This is a genomic window from Allobosea sp. OAE752 (genome assembly GCF_050433265.1).
Classification (GTDB): domain Bacteria; phylum Pseudomonadota; class Alphaproteobacteria; order Rhizobiales; family Beijerinckiaceae; genus Allobosea; species Allobosea spartocytisi.
On sequence record NZ_JBNPXO010000002.1, the window covers coordinates 670,638 to 688,002 of the forward strand.

Genomic DNA, 17,365 nt, shown 5'->3' on the forward strand with positions numbered 1-17,365 from the left:
TTGCCTCGAGAATGTGCAGAACTCTCTGCGGCGCCGCGCGCATTTCACGCATGATGATTGTGCGCTGGGCGCGTGGATTTTGGCGTGCGATGAGCCGGGGACTGCGATTTTCGCCGCCCGGGGTCGCTTCACGGGTCTGGCGCCGGGACGACGACCGGACGCGAATCCATCTGACGCAAGCGTGATTGTGGCTCCTCCCTTCATGCGAAGGTATGATGCTGGGACGGATCCCCGGCCCATCCTGGCCGTCGAGGGCAGGAGACCGTCGAGGTGGGCGCCGACTCGGGTGCGGGGCTGTGGCGGAGCCATGGTGGGCTCCGGCAGTGCCTCTCGGAAGAGCGGCTCTCCCTGCGGTGGCGCGACGGGCCGCGCGAGCCGGGCTCGTCTGGCAATCGCCGCTGCGAGCGGCTACATGGGCAGGGTTGCGCGCCAGTCGCAGCATGAGCCGCAGAGCTGATGACAAAGACCATCCAACCTCTCCCGCCGCTGGCGGAACCACTCACGGGACAGGCTTATCGCGATGCGATGGCGCAGGTCGCCAGCGCCGTGCATGTGGTGACCGCGCGGGGGCCGGCGGGCCGGCTCGGCATGACGGCGACCGCCGTCGCCTCGGTTTCGGACACGCCGCCGACCGTCCTCGTCTGCATCGAGCGCTCCAGCCGCACGCTGGCCGCGATCGAGGCGAGCGGCATCTTCTGCATCAACACGCTGCCGGCGCACGGCGTCGAGACCGCCGAGATCTTCGCCAGCCGGCGCGGCCTCCAGGGCGAGGAGCGGTTCGCGGCCGATCGCTGGACCGAGCTCGTCACCGGCGCTCCGGCCCTGCTCGATGCGCTCGCGGCCTTCGATTGCCGGCTCGTCTCCGTGCATGACATCGCCAGCCACCGTGTCCTGATCGGGGAGGTGGTCGGGCTCGGCGGCCGGGCGCCGGAGAACGATCTGGGCGGCAGCCTGATCTATCGTCGCCGCCGCTTCGAGGCGGTCTGAGTCGGCTACCCGCCGGACGTTTCACCATCGGCAGCGGCGAATGCGAGCCGCCCAGCTGCCGACAGCATGATTCTGCGGCCGGAGAGGGCCTTCTGTTCTTCCGCGGAGAGGCGGAAGGCGGGCGGCGTCGGCCAGCCCATCTCGCGGGCGACGATCAGGCCGAGCAGCAGGATGGCGTCGGGCTCATCCATCAGCAGGGCGGCCGGCGCCTTGCCGGCATGGACGAGCTCCAGCAGCACGGCGGAAGCGGAAGACGAGCCGATGGTGCCGGGCAGGGCCAGCACCGTGCCGGCGATGTTGCGGCCGCACTCGGGATGACGCGCATCGATGATGGTGCCGCTGCGCGGATCGACGCCACCCCAGAAGCTGATAGGCGCCGTAAGGGCGAGGCAGAGGCCGCTTGTCGGCGCGCCGGGGATGAGCGGCTCGGCGGTCAGCTCCATTGCCGCGGCTCCCTGACGAGACGGCCGGCGACGGCACTCTCGACGCATTCGCTGAGCGAGCCGTAGATCACGGCGTAGCCGGTGTTGCCGGGCGCGTAATGGGCGAACTTGCCGGAATTGGTCATCAGCACCGCGCCGTCGAGTTCTGGCAGGATCGGGGTGACGACGACGCAGGTATCGACGACGAAGACAATGCCGGCCTGCTCCAGTGCCTTGCGCCGGCCGGAGCGTTCGAGCGGTGCCAGCACGTGGCGGCCGGTATTGGCATAGAGCGGGAGCCTGAGCCGCCGGCCGGCGAGCAGCCGTTCGAGCTCGTCGACCTCGGCCGGCGAGAGATGGGGCGAGCCGATGGCGACCGCGTCGATGCGGCCGGTCCCGCCGGCGGTCGAGAGACCGGCGAGCGCAACGGCGACATCGCCCGGCGCCAGCACGATCCGCTCCCGTGGCGGCTCGCCGCCCAGCGCCGCCGCGACGTCCGGTGCCTCCGGCGTCACGCCGGCGACATGGAAGAGACCGACGCCGCCGGCCGATGCAGCCGCTGCGCCCAGCGCCTTCAGCCGGTCCTCGGTGGTGCAGTCCTGCAGGCCATCGAGGACGGCGACGGCGCTGCCGGCGCGGCGACCGAGGATCGTGCCGAGCACCGGATAGAACACGTCGGAACGGCGTAATTCCGGCGACAGCCCGGTCGTGTCGATCAGCAGCGATGCCAGGCGGTTCTGCCGCCGGTGCAGGCCGTAATCCGGCGCGCGCCCGCTGATGGCGCAGGCGATGTCGAGGAAGTCGCCGTAGCGGTTGGTGCGCGCGCCGAGCACCGAATTGCAGAAGACGACGGCATTGGATTCGCCCCAGGCGACGTCCGTGCCGGCGACGGGGCGGTGTCCGGCCTGATAGGGCGCGCAGGTCCAGCTCGGCTCGCAGCCCATGGCCTCGTAGGCGCGCATCATCCGCCGCGCCATCTCATGCTCATGCGGGGGCAGGCGGACGGCGGCGCAGCCCGCTGGCGTCAGCGCGCCGACATTCAGGCTCGCCCGCACCGCGACCCGCGCGCCGCCCTCCACCAGCCGCTCGGCGAAGAGCGTGCCGGAATCGCCATGGTAGAGCGCGCCGTCGATATGGGCGGATGCGATGGGGATGAGCCTGGGCGCGCCCATGAGGCGGGCGGCCTCGGCCACGATGCGCAGCGCCATCGCGGCACCTTCGCCGCGCTCTCCGGCGGCGACGGCGCGTTCATCGGCGGAGAGCTCGACCATCGAACCTCTTCAGCGGAAAGAGCGACCGGACGATGGCCGCCGATCTGGCCCTTGTGCAGGCAAGGGATTTTCGACCATGGATAGGGGACTGGATACCCTGCGAGCCGGGCCAGCCGCAACCGCTGCACCCGGCCGAAGCAATACGGAGACGCGCCATGGCGATGACGATGAGCGGCGAGGCGACCTTGCCGGCCAGCAAGGAGGTCGTCTGGGCGAAGCTCAACGATGCCGATGTGCTGAAGGCCTGCATCCCCGGCTGCGATCAACTCACCAAGGACGACGATACGCATATGTCGGCGGTGGTGAAGGTCAAGCTCGGCCCGGTGAAGGCGACCTTCAAGGGCAAGGTCGAGCTCACCGATCTCGACCCGCCCAACGGCTACCGCATCCAGGGGGAAGGCGAGGGCGGCATTGCCGGCTTCGCCAAGGGTGGCGCCAAGGTCATGCTCTCCGATGCCGAGGCCGGACAGACGCTGCTGCGCTACGAGGTCGAGGCGCAGGTCGGCGGCAAGCTGATGCAGCTCGGCTCGCGCCTGATCGATTCGGTGTCGAAGAAGCTCGCCGACGAGTTCTTCGCCAATTTCGCCAAGGCGGTGAGCGAGGGCTGAGGCGGCCGATCGCGGCCCTCAGGACGCCTTGCGCAGCGCTTCCAGCGCCTTGCTGACCGTGGCTTCCGCCGAGCCGACCTGCAGCGCGATGTCGGCCGCCGCGGCGTTGGCGCGCTCCAGGGTCCGGTGCGTCATGTCGAGGCTGTCATTGACGGCGGTGGCGCTGGCGATCGCCTCGTCCGAACTCTGTGCGACCATCGAAGCATCGCGCGCGATGCTGGCGGTCACCGTGCTCTGCAGGGAAACGGCCTCGGAGATCGCCTCCGAATCGTGGCGGATGGCATCGACCGTCGCCGCGATGGCGGCGGCGTGCGTGCTGCAGGCCTCGGCGCTCGCCGCCAGTTCCGCGATCTGACCGGCGATGTCCTGTGTGGCGCTGGCGGTCTGCGTCGCCAGCGACTTGACCTCGGAGGCGACCACGGAGAAGCCGCGCCCCGCCTCGCCGGCACGCGCGGCCTCGATGGTGGCGTTGAGCGCCAGCAGATTCGTCTGGGCGGCGATGTCGGCGATCATGCCGACGACCTTGCCGATGCTGCCCGTCACCTCGCGCAGGCGCTCGACGGCGTCATTCATCTGCGCGGTGTCGAGCACGGCCTGGTTGGTGATCGTCAGGTTCTTCAGGGCGCGCTGGCCGATATCGGCGAGGTTGGCCGACATCTCCTCCGTCGCGGCGGCGGTCTGGAACGACTTCTCCCGGACGGAGACCGAGGCCCGCGCCACCTTGCCGACCGTATCCTTGATGAAGGCGGTGGCGCGTCCGGTCTCGGAGGCGGTCGAGACGAACTGCTCGACCGCGCCGCTGATCGTGTCGTCGAGGCGGCCGATGCGGCTCTTGAGCGTTGCCGCCGTCTCGTCGAGCGCGATGCTCCGGCGGCGGGCTTCCTCGGCTTCGCTCTCCTGATTGATCGTCATCGCCGTGTTGACGTCGTAGGTCAGGACACGCTCGATGACGAAGAGATCCTCGGCGAATTGCCGTGGCGAGAGCAGAAAGCGGCGCCGGCTCTCCAGGCAGAGCTCCCGGAGCAGCGAGAAAGCGATGGAAGCGCGCGCCCGGGTCCGGACGTCGGCCTGCCGCTCGAGTTCGCAGAGCCGATTCATCGAAGCGATATAAGCTTCGTCGAACGTGCCCGCGAACAGCAGGCGGAAATGCTCCGCTTCGGCGGCGTGGAGGGCCCCGGAAACGGCGGCGACGCGGTCGCGAAGCGCGGCGTGGATGGCGAAGGCGCGCTCGAAATCGGCCGCCACGAGGCCGTCGATCATGCGGTCGACGATGGGCCGGTAGAGCTGCAGCCGGCGGCGTTGGGGGTCGTTGAAGCCGATCGCGTTCAGCCGTCGCTGAATTTGGTCCATCATCAACGGCACGGTGCGGCTCGCTCAGGGGGCCGGTCATCCGGCACGACGAACCAACCCTGCGCGAGACGCCTTAAGATTTTGCCAATGGCGCATGGCGGGGCTACCGGCGCCTCATGCGCCCCCAATCGGCTGATTTTGGCAGAAAACAGCCTTAAACTCCCTCTTTCGATTGAGCGCCTCCGGCTTGACCCAGCAAAAACGCGGGTCCACACTCCGTTTTGATCCATTCCAAGGAAAAGCTGCCTGATGAGGCAAGCCGCTCCGGGAGGGGAGCCGGCTTCACCGAGGTGATTGCTCACAGGTGCGCCGGGGGAGGGTCACAGGAGATATGCTCATGACCACTGTTTCTCTGACGGTGAACGGCAAGGCCGTCTCCGCCAATGTCGATCCGCGCACCCTTCTGGTGCAATTGCTCCGGGAAAACCTGCGCCTGACCGGCACCCATGTCGGCTGCGACACCAGCCAGTGCGGCGCCTGCGTCGTGCATCTCGACGGCAAGGCGGTGAAATCCTGCACCACGCTCGCCGTGGCGGTCGACGGCGCCAGCGTGACCACGATCGAGGGCCTTGCCCATGACGGCACGCTGCATCCGATGCAGGAGGCCTTCCGCGAGCATCACGGCCTGCAATGCGGCTTCTGCACGCCGGGCATGATCATGGCCGCCGTCGACATGGTGAACCGTCGCGGCCACACCCTCGATGAGAAGACGATCCGCGAGGATCTCGACGGCAATATCTGCCGCTGCACCGGCTACCATAACATCGTCAAGGCGATCGCCGCCGGGGCGGAGGCGATGGGCAAGGGCGCCGCACCGGTGCGTCAGGCTGCCGAGTGAGTCTCGGCTCGCGCCGAGGCGCGGGCTTTTCGTCCTTCATGCGTTCCAGGCAGTGAGGCGCCCGCGAGAGGCGCCGTGCGAGGAGGGAACACCATGTCCGCCACCGGAATCGGCGCCGCAGTCCGCCGCAAGGAAGACCACCGCTTCATCACAGGCCAGGGCCGCTATACCGACGACATCAACCGGCCGGGCCAGGCCCATGCCTATTTCCTGCGCTCGCCGCATGCCCATGCGAAGATCAAGTCGATCGACACCAAGGCCGCGGCCGGCATGCCCGGCGTCATCGGCATCTTCACCGGCGCCGATCTCGCCAACGACAAGATCGGCGGCCTGATCTGCGGCTGGATGATCCACAACAAGGACGGCTCGCCGATGCGCGCCGGGCCGCATCCGGCGCTGGCCCAGGGCAAGGTCCGCTATGTCGGCGACCATGTCGCCGTGGTGGTGGCCGAGACTCTGGCGCAGGCGAAGGATGCCGCCGAGGCGATCGCGGTCGACTACCAGGAGCTGCCCGCCGTGGTCGATACGGCCAAAGCCGTCGGGGCCAAGACCGTGGTCCATGACGAGGCGCCCGATAACAGCGTGTTCAACTGGCATCTCGGCGACAAGGACGCGACCGAGAAGGCCTTCAAGGCGGCCAAGCACGTCACGAAGATCGACCTCGTCAACAATCGCCTCGTGCCGAACGCGATGGAGCCGCGCGCGGCGGTCGGCGACTATGATGACGGGGAGGGCATCTTCACCCTCTACACCACCAGCCAAAACCCGCATGTGGCGCGGCTCGTGCTCTCGGCCTTCATCGGCATCGCGCCGGAGAACAAACTGCGCGTGATCGCGCCGGATGTCGGCGGTGGCTTCGGCTCGAAGATCTTCATCTATGCCGAGGAGACGGTCTGCGTCTGGGCGGCGAAGAAGGTTGGGCGGCCGGTGAAGTGGACCGCCGATCGCACGGAGGCCTTCCTCTCCGACGCGCATGGCCGCGACCACGTCACCCATGCCGAGCTGGCGACCGATGCCGAGGGCAAGATCCTCGGCATGAAGGTGCACACCACCGCCAATTTGGGCGCCTATCTCTCGACCTTCTCCTCCTCGGTGCCGACCTATCTCTATGCGCCGCTGCTGTCGGGGCAGTACGACATCCCGGCGATCTATTGCGAGGTCGACGCGGTCTATACCAACACCGCGCCGGTCGATGCCTATCGCGGCGCCGGGCGGCCGGAGGCGACCTTCGTGGTCGAGCGCCTGATCGAGATCACGGCGCGCCAGCTGGGCAAGGATCCGGCCAAGTTCCGGATGCAGAACTACATCAAGAAGTTCCCGCACCAGACGCCGGTCATCATGATGTACGATGCCGGCAATTACGGCGCCTCGCTGAAGAAGGCGCTGGAGATGATCGACTATAAGGGGCTCGGCAAGCGCAAGCGCGACTCCGCACGCAACGGCAAGCTGCGCGGCATCGGCTTCTCCTCCTATATCGAGGCCTGCGGCATCGCGCCGTCCGCTGCGGTGGGTTCGCTCGGCGCCGGCGTCGGCTTGTGGGAATCGGCCGAGGTCCGGGTCAATCCGGTCGGCACGGTCGAGGTGCTCACGGGATCGCACAGCCACGGCCAGGGCCATGAGACGACCTTCGCCCAGCTGGTCTCGGACCGCCTCGGCATTCCCATCGACAATGTCTCGATCATCCATGGCGACACCGACAAGGTGCAGATGGGCATGGGCACCTATGGCTCGCGCTCCGGTGCGGTCGGCATGTCCGCGATCTTCAAGGCCATCGACAAGGTGATCGCCAAGGGCAAGAAGGTCGCCGCCCATGTGCTGGAGGCCGACGAGGCCGATATCGATTTCGCGGACGGGCATTTCGCGGTGAAGGGCACCGACCGCAAGCTCGATTTCGGCTCCTGCGCGCTGCAGGCCTATGTCGCGCACAAGTTCAACGGGCAGGAGCTGGAGCCGGGCCTGAAGGAGGGGGCGTTCTACGACCCGACCAACTTCACCTTCCCGGCTGGCGTCCATATCTGCGAGGTCGAGATCGATCCGCAGACCGGCGTGACGACGATCGAGCGCTGGGCGGCGGTCGACGATTTCGGCAACATCATCAACCCGATGATCGTCGAGGGGCAGGTCCATGGCGGCATCGCGCAGGGTGTGGGCCAGGCGCTGCTCGAAGGGGCGCGCTACAATGCCGACGGCCAGCTCGTGACCGCGAGCTTCATGGACTACACCATGCCGCGCGCCGACGATCTGCCCTCCTTCGATGTCGGGATGACGGTGACGCCATGCCCGTCGAACCCGCTCGGCATCAAGGGCTGCGGTGAGGCCGGGGCCATCGCCTCTCCGCCCGCCGTCATCAACGCCATCACCGACGCGCTCGGACATGAGGACATCGCGATGCCCGCCACGCCGCAGGCGGTGTGGCGCGCGGCGCAGAAGTCGATCAGCCGCATGGCGGCCGAGTGAGCTGAAAGGACAAGCCGATGTACGCTTTCACCTATCACAAGCCCACCAGCGCCCGGCAGGCGGCGACGCTGCTCGCCAAGAAGGAGGACGCCAAGCTCCTGGCCGGTGGCCACACCCTGCTGCCGACGATGAAGCAGCGGCTGGCCTCACCGTCGGCGCTGGTCGATCTCGGCGCCTGCGCCGATCTCAAGGGCATCACCGTCAAGGGCCGCAACATCGTCATCGGCGCGATGACGACGCATGCGGAGGTCGCGGACTCGCCCGAGGTGCAGAGCGCGATCCCGGCTCTGGCCTATCTCGCCGGGCATATCGGCGACCCGCATGTGCGCCATCGCGGCACGATCGGCGGCTCGGTCGCCAATAACGATCCGGCGGCCGACTATCCCGCAGCGCTGCTGGCATTGGGCGCCACCGTCGTCACCAACAAGCGCAAGCTGACGGCCGAAGACTTCTTCACCGGACTCTACGAGACGGCTCTGGAGGAGGGCGAGATCATCACCAAGGTCTCGTTCCCGATCGCCTCCAAGGCGGGCTATGCCAAGTTCCGCAACCCGGCCTCGCGCTACGCCATGGTCGGCGTTTTCGTCGCCAAGCGCGGCAGCGAGATCCGCGTCGCGGTGACGGGGGCGGGCGAGGGCGGGGTCTTCCGCTGGCCTGAAGCTGAAGCCGCGCTGAAGGCCCGCTTCGCGCCGAAATCTCTGGACGGGCTGAAGCATACGGCGAAGGGCATCAATGGCGACATCCATGCCGATGCCGAATACCGCGCCCATCTGATCGGCGTGATGGCCAAGCAGGCCGTGGCGCAGGCGACAGGAAAAGCCTGAGCTGGCCATCGCGCGTCATGCTCGGGCTTGACCCGAGCATCTCAGGCCGGGGAGGGCGCCAATCAGCGCCTTCTCGTCACGAGATTCCCGGGTCTGCGCTTTGCTTCGCCCGGGAATGACGCGAGGGCGTCAATAAAAGAAGCGTTCCTCGACGATCTTGCCGTCTCCGATCGTGTAGAGGCCGACTTCGTCCATGATCCGCCGTTCGCCGGTTTCCTTGACGGTGACGTCGACATGGAAGCGGACCGCGAACTGGTCGCCGTTGAGATAAGGACCTTCGCTGCTGAAGTCGTGCATCTCGTGATGGGCGGCCCACCATTCGCCCTTCTGCCTGACCGCTTCCTTGCCGCGGCAGACCGCCATCGGCCCCGGCATGTTCTCGTAGCTGACGATATCCTCGGCGTTGAAGCGGCTGGCGGCCTCGTCGTGCTTGCCTTCCTTGAGGAGGGCGGTGAAATCCTTGGCGATCTGTTCGGTGCTCATGATCCGTGCTCCGTTGTCTTCGTGTCGGAAGGCCGGCGGCTGGAGGCTACAATTCCTGCCACCCCGCCATGTCAGCAGCATGGCTGTGCGCCGCCACGCCTTCCTTCGCCGGCGCTGCCGCGTTAGAGAACGAGCATGCTGAATCCCTCCCGCATCCCGGCTTCCATCGACGCCACGCTCTCGCTTCTGCAGGGGCAGGGTTATGTTGCCGACCGCGCGCTCGCGACCGTGCTGTTCCTGGCGCTCAGGATGAAGCGGCCGCTGCTGCTGGAGGGCGAGGCCGGCACCGGCAAGACCGAGATCGCCAAGGTGCTGGCGGCGGGGCTTGGGCGCCGGCTGATCCGGCTGCAATGCTATGAGGGGCTCGACCTCGCCTCCGCCGTCTATGAGTGGAACTATGCCGGGCAGATGATGGCGATCCGGCTGGCGGAGGCGGGTGGTGCTGCCGGAGACCGCGAGCGGCTGGAAGGCGATATCTTCTCCGAGAAATATCTGGTCAAGCGGCCGCTGCTGCAGGCGCTGGAGCCGCAGGAGGGCGGGCCGCCGATCCTGCTGATCGACGAGCTCGACCGCACCGACGAAGCCTTCGAGGCCTTCCTGCTGGAAGTACTGGCCGATGCGCAGGTGACGATCCCCGAGCTCGGCACGGTCAAGGCGGCCGAGCCGCCGATCGTGATCCTGACCTCCAACCGCACGCGCGAGATCCATGACGCGCTGAAGCGGCGCTGCCTCTATCACTGGGTCGGCTATCCCGATGCGGTGCGCGAACTCGCCATCCTGAAGGCGCGCGTGCCGGAGGCGCCGGGCAAGCTCTCGAAGCAGCTGGTCGGCTTCGTGCAGGCGATCCGGAAGGAAGAGCTGTTCAAGGCTCCGGGCGTCGCCGAGACGCTGGATTGGGCGACGGCGCTGGTCGAGCTCGATGCGGTTGCGCTCGATCCCGCGATCGTCTCCGATACGCTGGGCGCGCTCCTGAAGTATCAGGACGACATCCAGGCGATGCAGGGCTCGAAGGTGAAGGAGCTTCTGGATCAGGCCAAGGCCGAGGCGGGGCGCTGATCCATCGACCGCGGCAGCAGACCGATTGGCGAGGCGCGAGGGAGGCTGTCATGAATGCGGACATCAAGGCTGTCGAAGCCACGGTGCGGACCTATCTCGACGGGCTCTATGAGGGCAACGCCGAGAAACTCGCCCATGTCTTCCATCCCACCAGCGCGCTGACCACGGCCCGCGAGGACGGTACGATCCAGATTCTGCCGTGCGATCAATGGCTCGAACTGGTGCGCAACCGGCCGTCGCCACAGGCGAGCGGGCTTCAGCGCGACGACCACATCCTGACCATCGATCTCGTCGGGCCGACGCTGGCGTTGGTCAAGGTCAAGTGCCAGATGCCGCCGCGCTACTTCACCGACCTTCTGTCCCTGCTGAAGATCGAGAGCCGCTGGCAGATCGTCCAGAAGGTGTTCATGACGGAGACGGTCGGGGCGTGAGCGGGAAGCTCGCCGAGAACGTCGCCTATTTCGCCCGTGCCTTGCGCGCGGCCGGCTTGCCGGTCGGGCCAGGGGCCGTCACCGAGGCCGTCGAGGCGCTGGCCGAGGGCGCGCTCGGCGGGCGCGAGGAGATGTACTGGGCGCTGCATGCGATCTTCGTGAAGAAGCATGAGGACAGCGCGGTCTACGACCAGGCCTTCCGGCTGTTCTGGCGCCGGCGCAACCTGATCGAGAAGATCATGGCGCAGATGTCGCCGGTCTCGCCCGGCGCCGAGCGCCAGCCGGAGAAGGCGGAAGCCGGGGCGCTCAGGGTGGCGGAAGCCTTCACCCCGCCGCCACGCGAGGACGAGCCGCCGGCGGAGCTCACCGAGCTCACGGCGCGACTCACCGTCTCCGATCGCGAGATGTTGAAGTCGCGCGACTTCGCCCAGATGAGCGCGGCGGAGATCGCGCGCGCCAAGCAACTCATCGCCGAGCTCAGCCTGCCGGATGACAGCATTGAAACGCGGCGCTTCCGGGCGGCGGCGCGGGGCCTGCGCATCGATCCGCGCCGCACCTTCCGCCGCTCGCTGCGCGGCGGGGGCGGCTCGATCGACCTCGCCTTCCGCGAGCGGGGTCAGGTGCATCCGCCGGTCGTCGCGCTGGTCGATATCTCCGGCTCGATGGCGGAATATTCGCGCATCTTCCTGCATTTCCTGCATGCGCTGACCGAGAAGCGCCGGCGCGTGCATTCCTTCGTCTTCGGCACGCGGCTAACCAATGTCACCCGCATGCTGAAGGCGCGCGACCCCGACGAGGCGCTGGCGCTGGCCGGCAAGGCGGCGCCCGACTGGGAGGGCGGGACGCGCATCGCGACGGCGCTGCACACGTTCAACCGCGTCTGGTCGCGTCGGGTTCTGTCGGGCGGGGCGGTGGTGCTGCTCTTCACCGACGGGCTGGAGCGCCATCTCGACGACAGCCTCGCCTTCGAGATGGACCGGCTGCACCGCTCCTGCCGGCAACTGGTCTGGCTCAATCCGCTGCTGCGCTACGATGCCTTCGCGGCGCGCGCCAGCGGTATCAAGGCGATGCTGCCCCATGTCGACTCGTTCCGGCCGATCCACAATCTCGCAGCGATGGCCGATCTCTGCGCCGCGCTGTCGCGGGACGCAGAGCGGGAGAGCGATCCGCGGCTCTGGTTGAAGAAGACGGGTTGAGGCATGATCTTAGCGGAGCTAGCCCGCATCCTGGGGAGCGATCGCAGATCGCGTCTCGAAGGATGCTCCAGCCTGCTCTGGAACATCCTTCGAGACGCCGCTTCCGCGGCTCCTCAGGATGAGGGCTGAGGAGATTCGCATCATGATCAGCACCGAGACCGATATCCTGCGCGCTGCCGAGGAATGGGCGGCGGCCGGCCGTGGCGTCGCCATCGCGACCGTCGTCGAGACCTGGGGCTCGGCGCCGCGCCCGGTGGGCTCGCATCTCGTCATCGACGGGGAGGGGAATTTCCTCGGCTCCGTCTCGGGCGGCTGCGTCGAGGGGGCGGTGGTGGCCGAGGCCGCCGACGTCATCGCCGAGGGCAAGCCGCGGATCCTGGAATTCGGCGTCGCCGACGAGGCGGCCTGGAAGGTCGGGCTCTCCTGCGGCGGGCGCATCAAGGTCTATGTCGAGCCGGTCCGCAGCAAGGATAAGCACTGATGGCCTCCTGGGAGACCCTTGTCGCCTTCGCGACGGTGACCATCCTCGTCGCCTATTTTCCGGGGCCGGCGCTGCTCTACACCGCCGCCCAGACGATCAGCCATGGCCGCAGGGCGGGACTGATGGCGATGCTCGGCATCCATCTCGGCTGCTATGTCCATGTCTTCGCCGCGGCCTTCGGTCTGTCGGCCGTGTTCAAGCATGTGCCGGAGCTCTACATGGCGGTGAAGATCGCCGGTGCGATCTATCTGGTCTGGATCGGCATCGGCATGATCCGCTCGCGCCTGGGCGCGCCCGACCAGCCCATCGCGCCGCCGAAGACGGTGAAGCGGGCGCTGCTGGATTCCTTCATCGTCGAGATCCTGAACCCGAAGGTCGCGCTGTTCTTCATCGCGCTGTTGCCGCAATTCGTCGATCCGGCCGGTTCGCTGCCGGTCTGGGCGCAGTTCCTGATCCTCGGCATGGTGGTCAACTTCGCCTTCTCCTCGGCCGATCTCGTCACCGTCTTCGGCGCCTCGCTCGTCGTGGGAGCGATGAAGAAGACCAGGACAGGGTTCGCCTTCGGGCGCTGGATCGGCGGCTCGCTGATGATCGCGCTCGGCCTGAAGCTCGCGACCGACAGGGGCTGAACGGTGGATCTCGCCATCCTCTCCGCGCTCAATGACGAGCGCGCGGCGCGGCGCGCGGCGGTGCTGGTGACCGAACTCGCGAGCGGCGCGCAGCGGCTGGTGCGGCAGGGCGAGATCGCGGCCGATCCGCTGGCCGAACTCGTCGAGAAGCAGTTGCGCACCGGCAAGAGCGGCATGGTCGAGGCCGAGGGCGCTTCCTATTTCCTGACCGTGCAGGCGCCGCATCCGCGTATCGTCGTGACGGGCGCCGTCCATATCTCGCAGGCGATGGCGCCGATGGCGAAGGAACTCGATCTCGATCTCGTGATCATCGACCCGCGCACGGCCTTCGCCACACCGGAGCGCTTTCCGGGCGTGGCGCTGCTGCCGGAATGGCCCGAAGAGGTCCTGCCGCAGGTCGGGCTCGACGGCTACACCGCCTTCGTCGCGCTGACGCATGATCCGAAGATCGACGATCCCGCGCTCACGGCGGCGCTGCGCTCGGACTGCTTCTATATCGGGGCGCTGGGCAGCCGGAAGACGCATGGCAAGCGGCTGGAGCGGCTCGCTGCGGCAGGGTTCGGCGAGGAGGCGACACGGCGCATCCATGCCCCGATCGGGCTCGATATCGGCGCCGTCTCGCCAGCCGAGATCGCGCTCGCCATCCTGGCGGAGATCGTGAGCAGCCTGCGCGGCCCGCGCAGGAAGCCCGCCTGAAAGGGCACGCATCATGAAGTTCGGCCCCATCGCCATCGCCGATTCCGTCGGCTGCATCGCCGCCCATACGATCCGGGCGGGCGCGACGACGGTGAAGAAGGGCGCGCTGGTCACCGCTGAGATCGCAGCCGGGCTCGCCGAAGCCGGTATCGGCGAGATCGTCGCCGTGCGGTTGGAGCCCGGGGATGTCGCGGAGAACGAGGCTGCCTCGCGGCTTGCCGCGCGCCTGACCGGCAAGGGCATCGTCGCGGAAGCCCCCTTCACGGGGCGCGTCAACATGTTCGCGACGACGGCGGGCGTGCTCACGGTCGATGTCGCGGCGATCGACGCCTTCAACACCGTCGACGAGGCGATCACGGTGGCGACGCTGCCGGCACTCAAGGCGGTCGTCGCCGGCGAGCTCATCGCCACCGTCAAGATCATTCCCTATGCCGTCTCGGAAACGCGGGTCGAGCAGGCGCTCGCTGCACTCGGCCCGGAGCGGGCCATCGCGGTCGCGGCCTATCGCCCCTCGAAGGTCGGCGTGATCTCGACGATCCTGCCGGGGCTCAAGCCCAGCGTCGTCGACAAGACGATGCGCGTCATGATGGACCGGCTGGCGCCGGCGGCCGCGGTCCTTTCGGCCGACAGGCGCGTGCCGCATGAGACGACGCCGCTGGCGGAGAGCATCGGGGTGCTGGCGAAAGGCGACAGCGACATCATCGTCGTCTTCGGCGCCTCGGCGATCACCGACCGGCGCGACGTGATCCCGCAAGCGCTGATCGAGGCGGGCGGACGGGTCGAGCATCTCGGCATGCCGGTCGATCCCGGCAATCTGCTGATGCTCGGCGAGATCGACGGCAAGCCGGTGATCGGCGCGCCGGGCTGCGCGCGCTCGCCCAAGGAGAACAGCTTCGACTGGGTGCTGCAGCGCCATCTGGCGGGCATCCGCGTCGGCCGCGCCGATGTCCAGCGCATGGGCGTGGGCGGGCTCCTGATGGAGATCGTCTCGCGGCCGCAGCCGCGCGCGCCGGGGCAACATGGCCCCGGACATATTGCCGGGATCGTCCTGGCGGCCGGCCGCTCGACCCGGATGGGCGCCGACAACAAGCTCCTGCAGGAGCTGCGCGGCAAGCCGATCGTGCGTTATGCCGTCGAGGCGCAGCTCGAGGCCCGGCTCGATCCGGTGCTGGTCGTCACCGGCCATCAGAAGGAGGCGGTGGAGGCCGCTCTTTCCGACCTGCCGATCCGCTTCGTGCACAATCCCGATTATGCTTCGGGGCTGGCCGGCTCGGTTCGCGCCGGGGTGGCGGCGCTGCCGTCCGAGGTCGAAGCGGCGGTGATCTCGCTCGGCGACATGCCCAATGTGACGTCGCAGGTCATAGAGCGCCTGGCCGAAAGCCATCTCCAGCAGCCGGATTCGCTGGCCGTGGTGCCGACGCTGTTCGGCCATCGCGGCAACCCGGTGCTGCTGGCGCGGCCGATCTTCCCCGCGGTTTCGCTGCTGACCGGGGATCGCGGGGCTCGCCGCCTGCTTGACGAGGCCGGTAGCCGCGTCGTCGAGGTTCCCTTCGAGGATCCGGCCATCGCCATCGACGTCGATACGCCGGAAGCGCTCAGGGCGTTGCAGGGTTGACGGCTCGCCTGTAGCGGCCGTTTGTGCCCTGAGCCCCCATCCTGAGGAGCCATTCCCAAGGGATTGGCGTCTCGAAGAATGCCTCACGAGGCTCCGGAGCCATCTGGACCATCCTTCGAGACGCCGCTCCGCGGCTCCTCAGGATGAGGGTTCGCGCATTTTCGTCAGCGCTGCCAGTGCAGGCCGAGCGTCGCGTAAGCCTCGGAGGGCCGGTCGCTGGTGCGCTGCCAGCCGCCGGCGAGGCGCCATTCGAGGCCGAGCAGGCGCAGGCCCGTCAGATGCAGTCCAAGGCGCAGCTTGCGATAGTCCCGTTCGCGATAGGCTTCGACCTCCGGTCCGATATAGAAGCCGAGCGGCATCTGCCAGCCGGGAGCGGCACGCGCCCAGAGGCGCCGGTCCAGCGTCGAGGCATAGGCACTGGCCTGGAACATCATGCCCGGCAGCGGCGTGGACCAGAGATCGGCCTGCAATCGCGCACCGTAACGTGTCTCGATCAGCGACGGGCCGAGTGGCTCGTCGCGCCTCTCGCTCTGGACGTCGGAGCCGGCATAAAGGGCGACGAACGTGTCGCCGATGCGCCATTCATAGCCGAGCAGCGTCTGGGTCTCGGCCTTGTAGGTGGTGCCGCGCGGCGACTGGCGCCGCGTCTGTTCCTGCGATCCGCCAGCCTTCAGGAAGAGGCGGAAGCCGCTCTGGGCCAGGCCGCCGCCGATGGCGCGCTTCATTCCGACCGACAGGAAGGTCTTGGTCGGGCCGGCCTCCATCGAGCCGAAGATCACGGTCGAAAGCCGGGAACGCTCCTCATCCGCTTCATCGTCCTCGGCAAGGGCGGCCGAACAGACGGACAGGGGCAGGGCCGCGACGACCATCGCCAGCCTGGTCCGACCGGTTCTGCGGCTACCCCACGCCACGCATGCCCCCGGCCCGCCGAGCGTCCCCTTGCGCCGCAGACGAGCCTAAGAATTGCAGCAGTTTGGGAGTAAGCTTGCAAGCTTTTGTTAACCAACCGGGCGCAGCCTCGACGCATCCGGCTAAGCTTTCAATCCCGCTGGGAGGGGAGGTGCAGATGGTTTCAGAGGACTTCATCAGGCAGCTCGAGGGCTATGGGCTGACGACGGCGACGATCCTGTATCGCATGCCCGATCATCTCAGTGTGCTGCAGACCTTCATCTGGCAGCAATACGACGTCGCTCCGCGCTTTCCCGTGCTGCATGAATTTCTGGATTTCTGGCGGCGCGAGCTCGACGGGCCGGTGCATTCCGTCACCGTCGCGCATTCGCGACTGATCCGGCCGGCGGAGATCCGCAGCGTCAACGATGTGCTGACACTGCATTGAGCGCCTGCGTGGCGCGTGCTTGTTGCGGGTTGCCCCGCCGTGCTAGGCGGGCAGCTCAATCCGGCACGGCCTGGCTCTCTTGTCATCTCCCTTACGCACATCCGGACTTCTGAAGGCGCTGGCCGGTCTGCCCGGGGAGCGTGTCGAGGTCGGCACCATCATCGCGGCGCTGCAGGATCGCGCCTATGCGCTGCTTGTGGTGCTGCTCGGCCTGCCCAATTGCCTGCCGATGCCGCCGCCGATTCCGCTGGTCTGCGGGCTTGTCCTGGCCTTCGTCGCGCTGCAGATGCTGCCCGGCCGGAAGACGCCCTGGCTGCCGCAGACGCTGCTCAGGCGTAGCATCGGCAAGCCGGAGCTCAACCGCGCCATCGAGCGGGCGCTGCCGCCCCTGATCTGGCTCGAGCGTTTCTCGCGGCCGCGGCTGACGATGCTCGGCGGTCCCTATGCGGTGCCGATCCTCGGGCTCGTCATCCTGATCCTGGCGCTGGGGCTGATCGTCGCGGCGCCGTTCATCGGGCAGATCCCCCTCGGGCTCGCCGTCTGCCTGGTCGGGCTCGGGATGGTCGAGCGCGACGGCGTGCTGATCATCGCGGGGGCGGTCATCGGGGCGATCGGGCTCGCGCTCAGTGCCGGTTTCGCCTATGCGATCTTCAGCGGCATCCAGGAGCTGCTGTTCTGATCGGGT

General features: G+C 67.9%; 19 protein-coding genes. 14 read left to right on the plus strand and 5 right to left on the minus strand.

Annotated elements, in window-relative coordinates; genetic code table 11:
* Positions 1-456 precede the first annotated feature (456 nt).
* Entirely contained in the window at positions 457-987 is a 531-nt protein-coding gene (locus GGC47_RS08125) for a flavin reductase family protein (protein ID WP_051987458.1), read from the plus strand.
* A 5-nt stretch (positions 988-992) separates the two neighbouring features.
* Here the strand turns inward: GGC47_RS08125 and GGC47_RS08130 are convergent, their stop codons facing one another.
* Together GGC47_RS08130 and GGC47_RS08135 are read right to left on the minus strand one after the other, a co-directional pair.
* Positions 993-1,430: an aconitase X swivel domain-containing protein gene (locus tag GGC47_RS08130; RefSeq protein ID WP_142022508.1), complete on the minus strand. Its 438-nt coding sequence runs from the start codon at positions 1,428-1,430 to the stop codon at positions 993-995.
* The gene (locus tag GGC47_RS08135) at positions 1,421-2,680 is read right to left on the minus strand and encodes an aconitase X (protein ID WP_142022509.1); all 1,260 of its coding nucleotides are present in this window, start codon (positions 2,678-2,680) and stop codon (positions 1,421-1,423) included. Before GGC47_RS08135 ends, GGC47_RS08130 begins: the two co-directional genes overlap by 10 nt.
* A 155-nt stretch (positions 2,681-2,835) precedes the next feature.
* Between GGC47_RS08135 and GGC47_RS08140 the strand changes: the two genes are divergently transcribed.
* Positions 2,836-3,288 (plus strand): SRPBCC family protein, encoded by a 453-nt coding sequence (locus GGC47_RS08140; RefSeq protein ID WP_038358522.1) that lies wholly within the window; start codon positions 2,836-2,838, stop codon positions 3,286-3,288.
* 18 nt (positions 3,289-3,306) lie between these two features.
* Here the strand turns inward: GGC47_RS08140 and GGC47_RS08145 are convergent, their stop codons facing one another.
* Positions 3,307-4,641, minus strand: coding sequence for a methyl-accepting chemotaxis protein (locus GGC47_RS08145; protein ID WP_142022510.1), 1,335 nt, complete (start codon positions 4,639-4,641; stop codon positions 3,307-3,309).
* Between the two features lie 334 nt (positions 4,642-4,975).
* Here GGC47_RS08145 and GGC47_RS08150 point away from each other — a divergent pair, with 334 nt between their 5' ends.
* The 3 genes from GGC47_RS08150 (at position 4,976) to GGC47_RS08160 (ending at position 8,757) form a co-directional block, all read left to right on the plus strand.
* Positions 4,976-5,476, plus strand: a complete 501-nt coding sequence (locus GGC47_RS08150; protein WP_162720209.1) for a (2Fe-2S)-binding protein — start codon at positions 4,976-4,978, stop codon at positions 5,474-5,476.
* A gap of 93 nt (positions 5,477-5,569) precedes the next feature.
* Positions 5,570-7,933, plus strand: a complete 2,364-nt coding sequence (locus tag GGC47_RS08155; protein ID WP_429067607.1) for a xanthine dehydrogenase family protein molybdopterin-binding subunit — start codon at positions 5,570-5,572, stop codon at positions 7,931-7,933.
* Positions 7,934-7,950: 17 nt separating this feature from the next.
* Positions 7,951-8,757 carry an FAD binding domain-containing protein gene (locus GGC47_RS08160; protein ID WP_038358518.1) on the plus strand — a complete coding sequence of 269 codons (807 nt, stop codon included), beginning with the start codon at positions 7,951-7,953 and terminating at the stop codon, positions 8,755-8,757.
* A 129-nt stretch (positions 8,758-8,886) separates the two neighbouring features.
* Here the strand turns inward: GGC47_RS08160 and GGC47_RS08165 are convergent, their stop codons facing one another.
* Entirely contained in the window at positions 8,887-9,240 is a 354-nt protein-coding gene (locus tag GGC47_RS08165) for a nuclear transport factor 2 family protein (RefSeq protein WP_038358516.1), read from the minus strand.
* A 135-nt stretch (positions 9,241-9,375) separates the two neighbouring features.
* Between GGC47_RS08165 and GGC47_RS08170 the strand changes: the two genes are divergently transcribed.
* The 7 genes from GGC47_RS08170 (at position 9,376) to GGC47_RS08200 (ending at position 15,344) form a co-directional block, all read left to right on the plus strand.
* Positions 9,376-10,296 carry an AAA family ATPase gene (locus GGC47_RS08170; protein WP_112764540.1) on the plus strand — a complete coding sequence of 307 codons (921 nt, stop codon included), beginning with the start codon at positions 9,376-9,378 and terminating at the stop codon, positions 10,294-10,296.
* A 50-nt stretch (positions 10,297-10,346) separates the two neighbouring features.
* Positions 10,347-10,727 carry a nuclear transport factor 2 family protein gene (locus GGC47_RS08175; protein ID WP_038358512.1) on the plus strand — a complete coding sequence of 127 codons (381 nt, stop codon included), beginning with the start codon at positions 10,347-10,349 and terminating at the stop codon, positions 10,725-10,727.
* Positions 10,724-11,923 carry a vWA domain-containing protein gene (locus GGC47_RS08180; protein ID WP_429067611.1) on the plus strand — a complete coding sequence of 400 codons (1,200 nt, stop codon included), beginning with the start codon at positions 10,724-10,726 and terminating at the stop codon, positions 11,921-11,923. Before GGC47_RS08175 ends, GGC47_RS08180 begins: the two co-directional genes overlap by 4 nt.
* Positions 11,924-12,065: 142 nt before the next feature.
* Entirely contained in the window at positions 12,066-12,404 is a 339-nt protein-coding gene (locus GGC47_RS08185) for an XdhC family protein (protein ID WP_133563351.1), read from the plus strand.
* The gene (locus GGC47_RS08190) at positions 12,404-13,033 is read left to right on the plus strand and encodes a LysE family translocator (RefSeq protein WP_113254881.1); all 630 of its coding nucleotides are present in this window, start codon (positions 12,404-12,406) and stop codon (positions 13,031-13,033) included. Before GGC47_RS08185 ends, GGC47_RS08190 begins: the two co-directional genes overlap by 1 nt.
* Before the next feature lie 3 nt (positions 13,034-13,036).
* On the plus strand, positions 13,037-13,729 hold the full coding sequence (locus GGC47_RS08195) for an XdhC family protein (RefSeq protein ID WP_142022513.1): 693 nt from the start codon (positions 13,037-13,039) through the stop codon (positions 13,727-13,729).
* 13 nt (positions 13,730-13,742) lie between these two features.
* The gene (locus GGC47_RS08200; RefSeq protein ID WP_370955571.1) at positions 13,743-15,344 is read left to right on the plus strand and encodes an NTP transferase domain-containing protein; all 1,602 of its coding nucleotides are present in this window, start codon (positions 13,743-13,745) and stop codon (positions 15,342-15,344) included.
* Positions 15,345-15,508: 164 nt separating this feature from the next.
* On the opposite strand, the gene bcsS is transcribed toward GGC47_RS08200, so the two are convergent.
* Complete coding sequence (bcsS, locus tag GGC47_RS08205; protein WP_429067616.1) at positions 15,509-16,213, minus strand: cellulose biosynthesis protein BcsS; 705 nt, start codon at positions 16,211-16,213, stop codon at positions 15,509-15,511.
* Between the two features lie 197 nt (positions 16,214-16,410).
* Here bcsS and GGC47_RS08210 point away from each other — a divergent pair, with 197 nt between their 5' ends.
* Both GGC47_RS08210 and GGC47_RS08215 read left to right on the plus strand, forming a co-directional pair.
* Positions 16,411-16,680, plus strand: a complete 270-nt coding sequence (locus tag GGC47_RS08210) for an usg protein (RefSeq protein WP_429067619.1) — start codon at positions 16,411-16,413, stop codon at positions 16,678-16,680.
* Positions 16,681-16,759: 79 nt separating this feature from the next.
* Complete coding sequence (locus tag GGC47_RS08215) at positions 16,760-17,359, plus strand: exopolysaccharide biosynthesis protein (RefSeq protein ID WP_429067621.1); 600 nt, start codon at positions 16,760-16,762, stop codon at positions 17,357-17,359.
* The last annotated feature ends 6 nt before the right edge of the window (positions 17,360-17,365 follow it).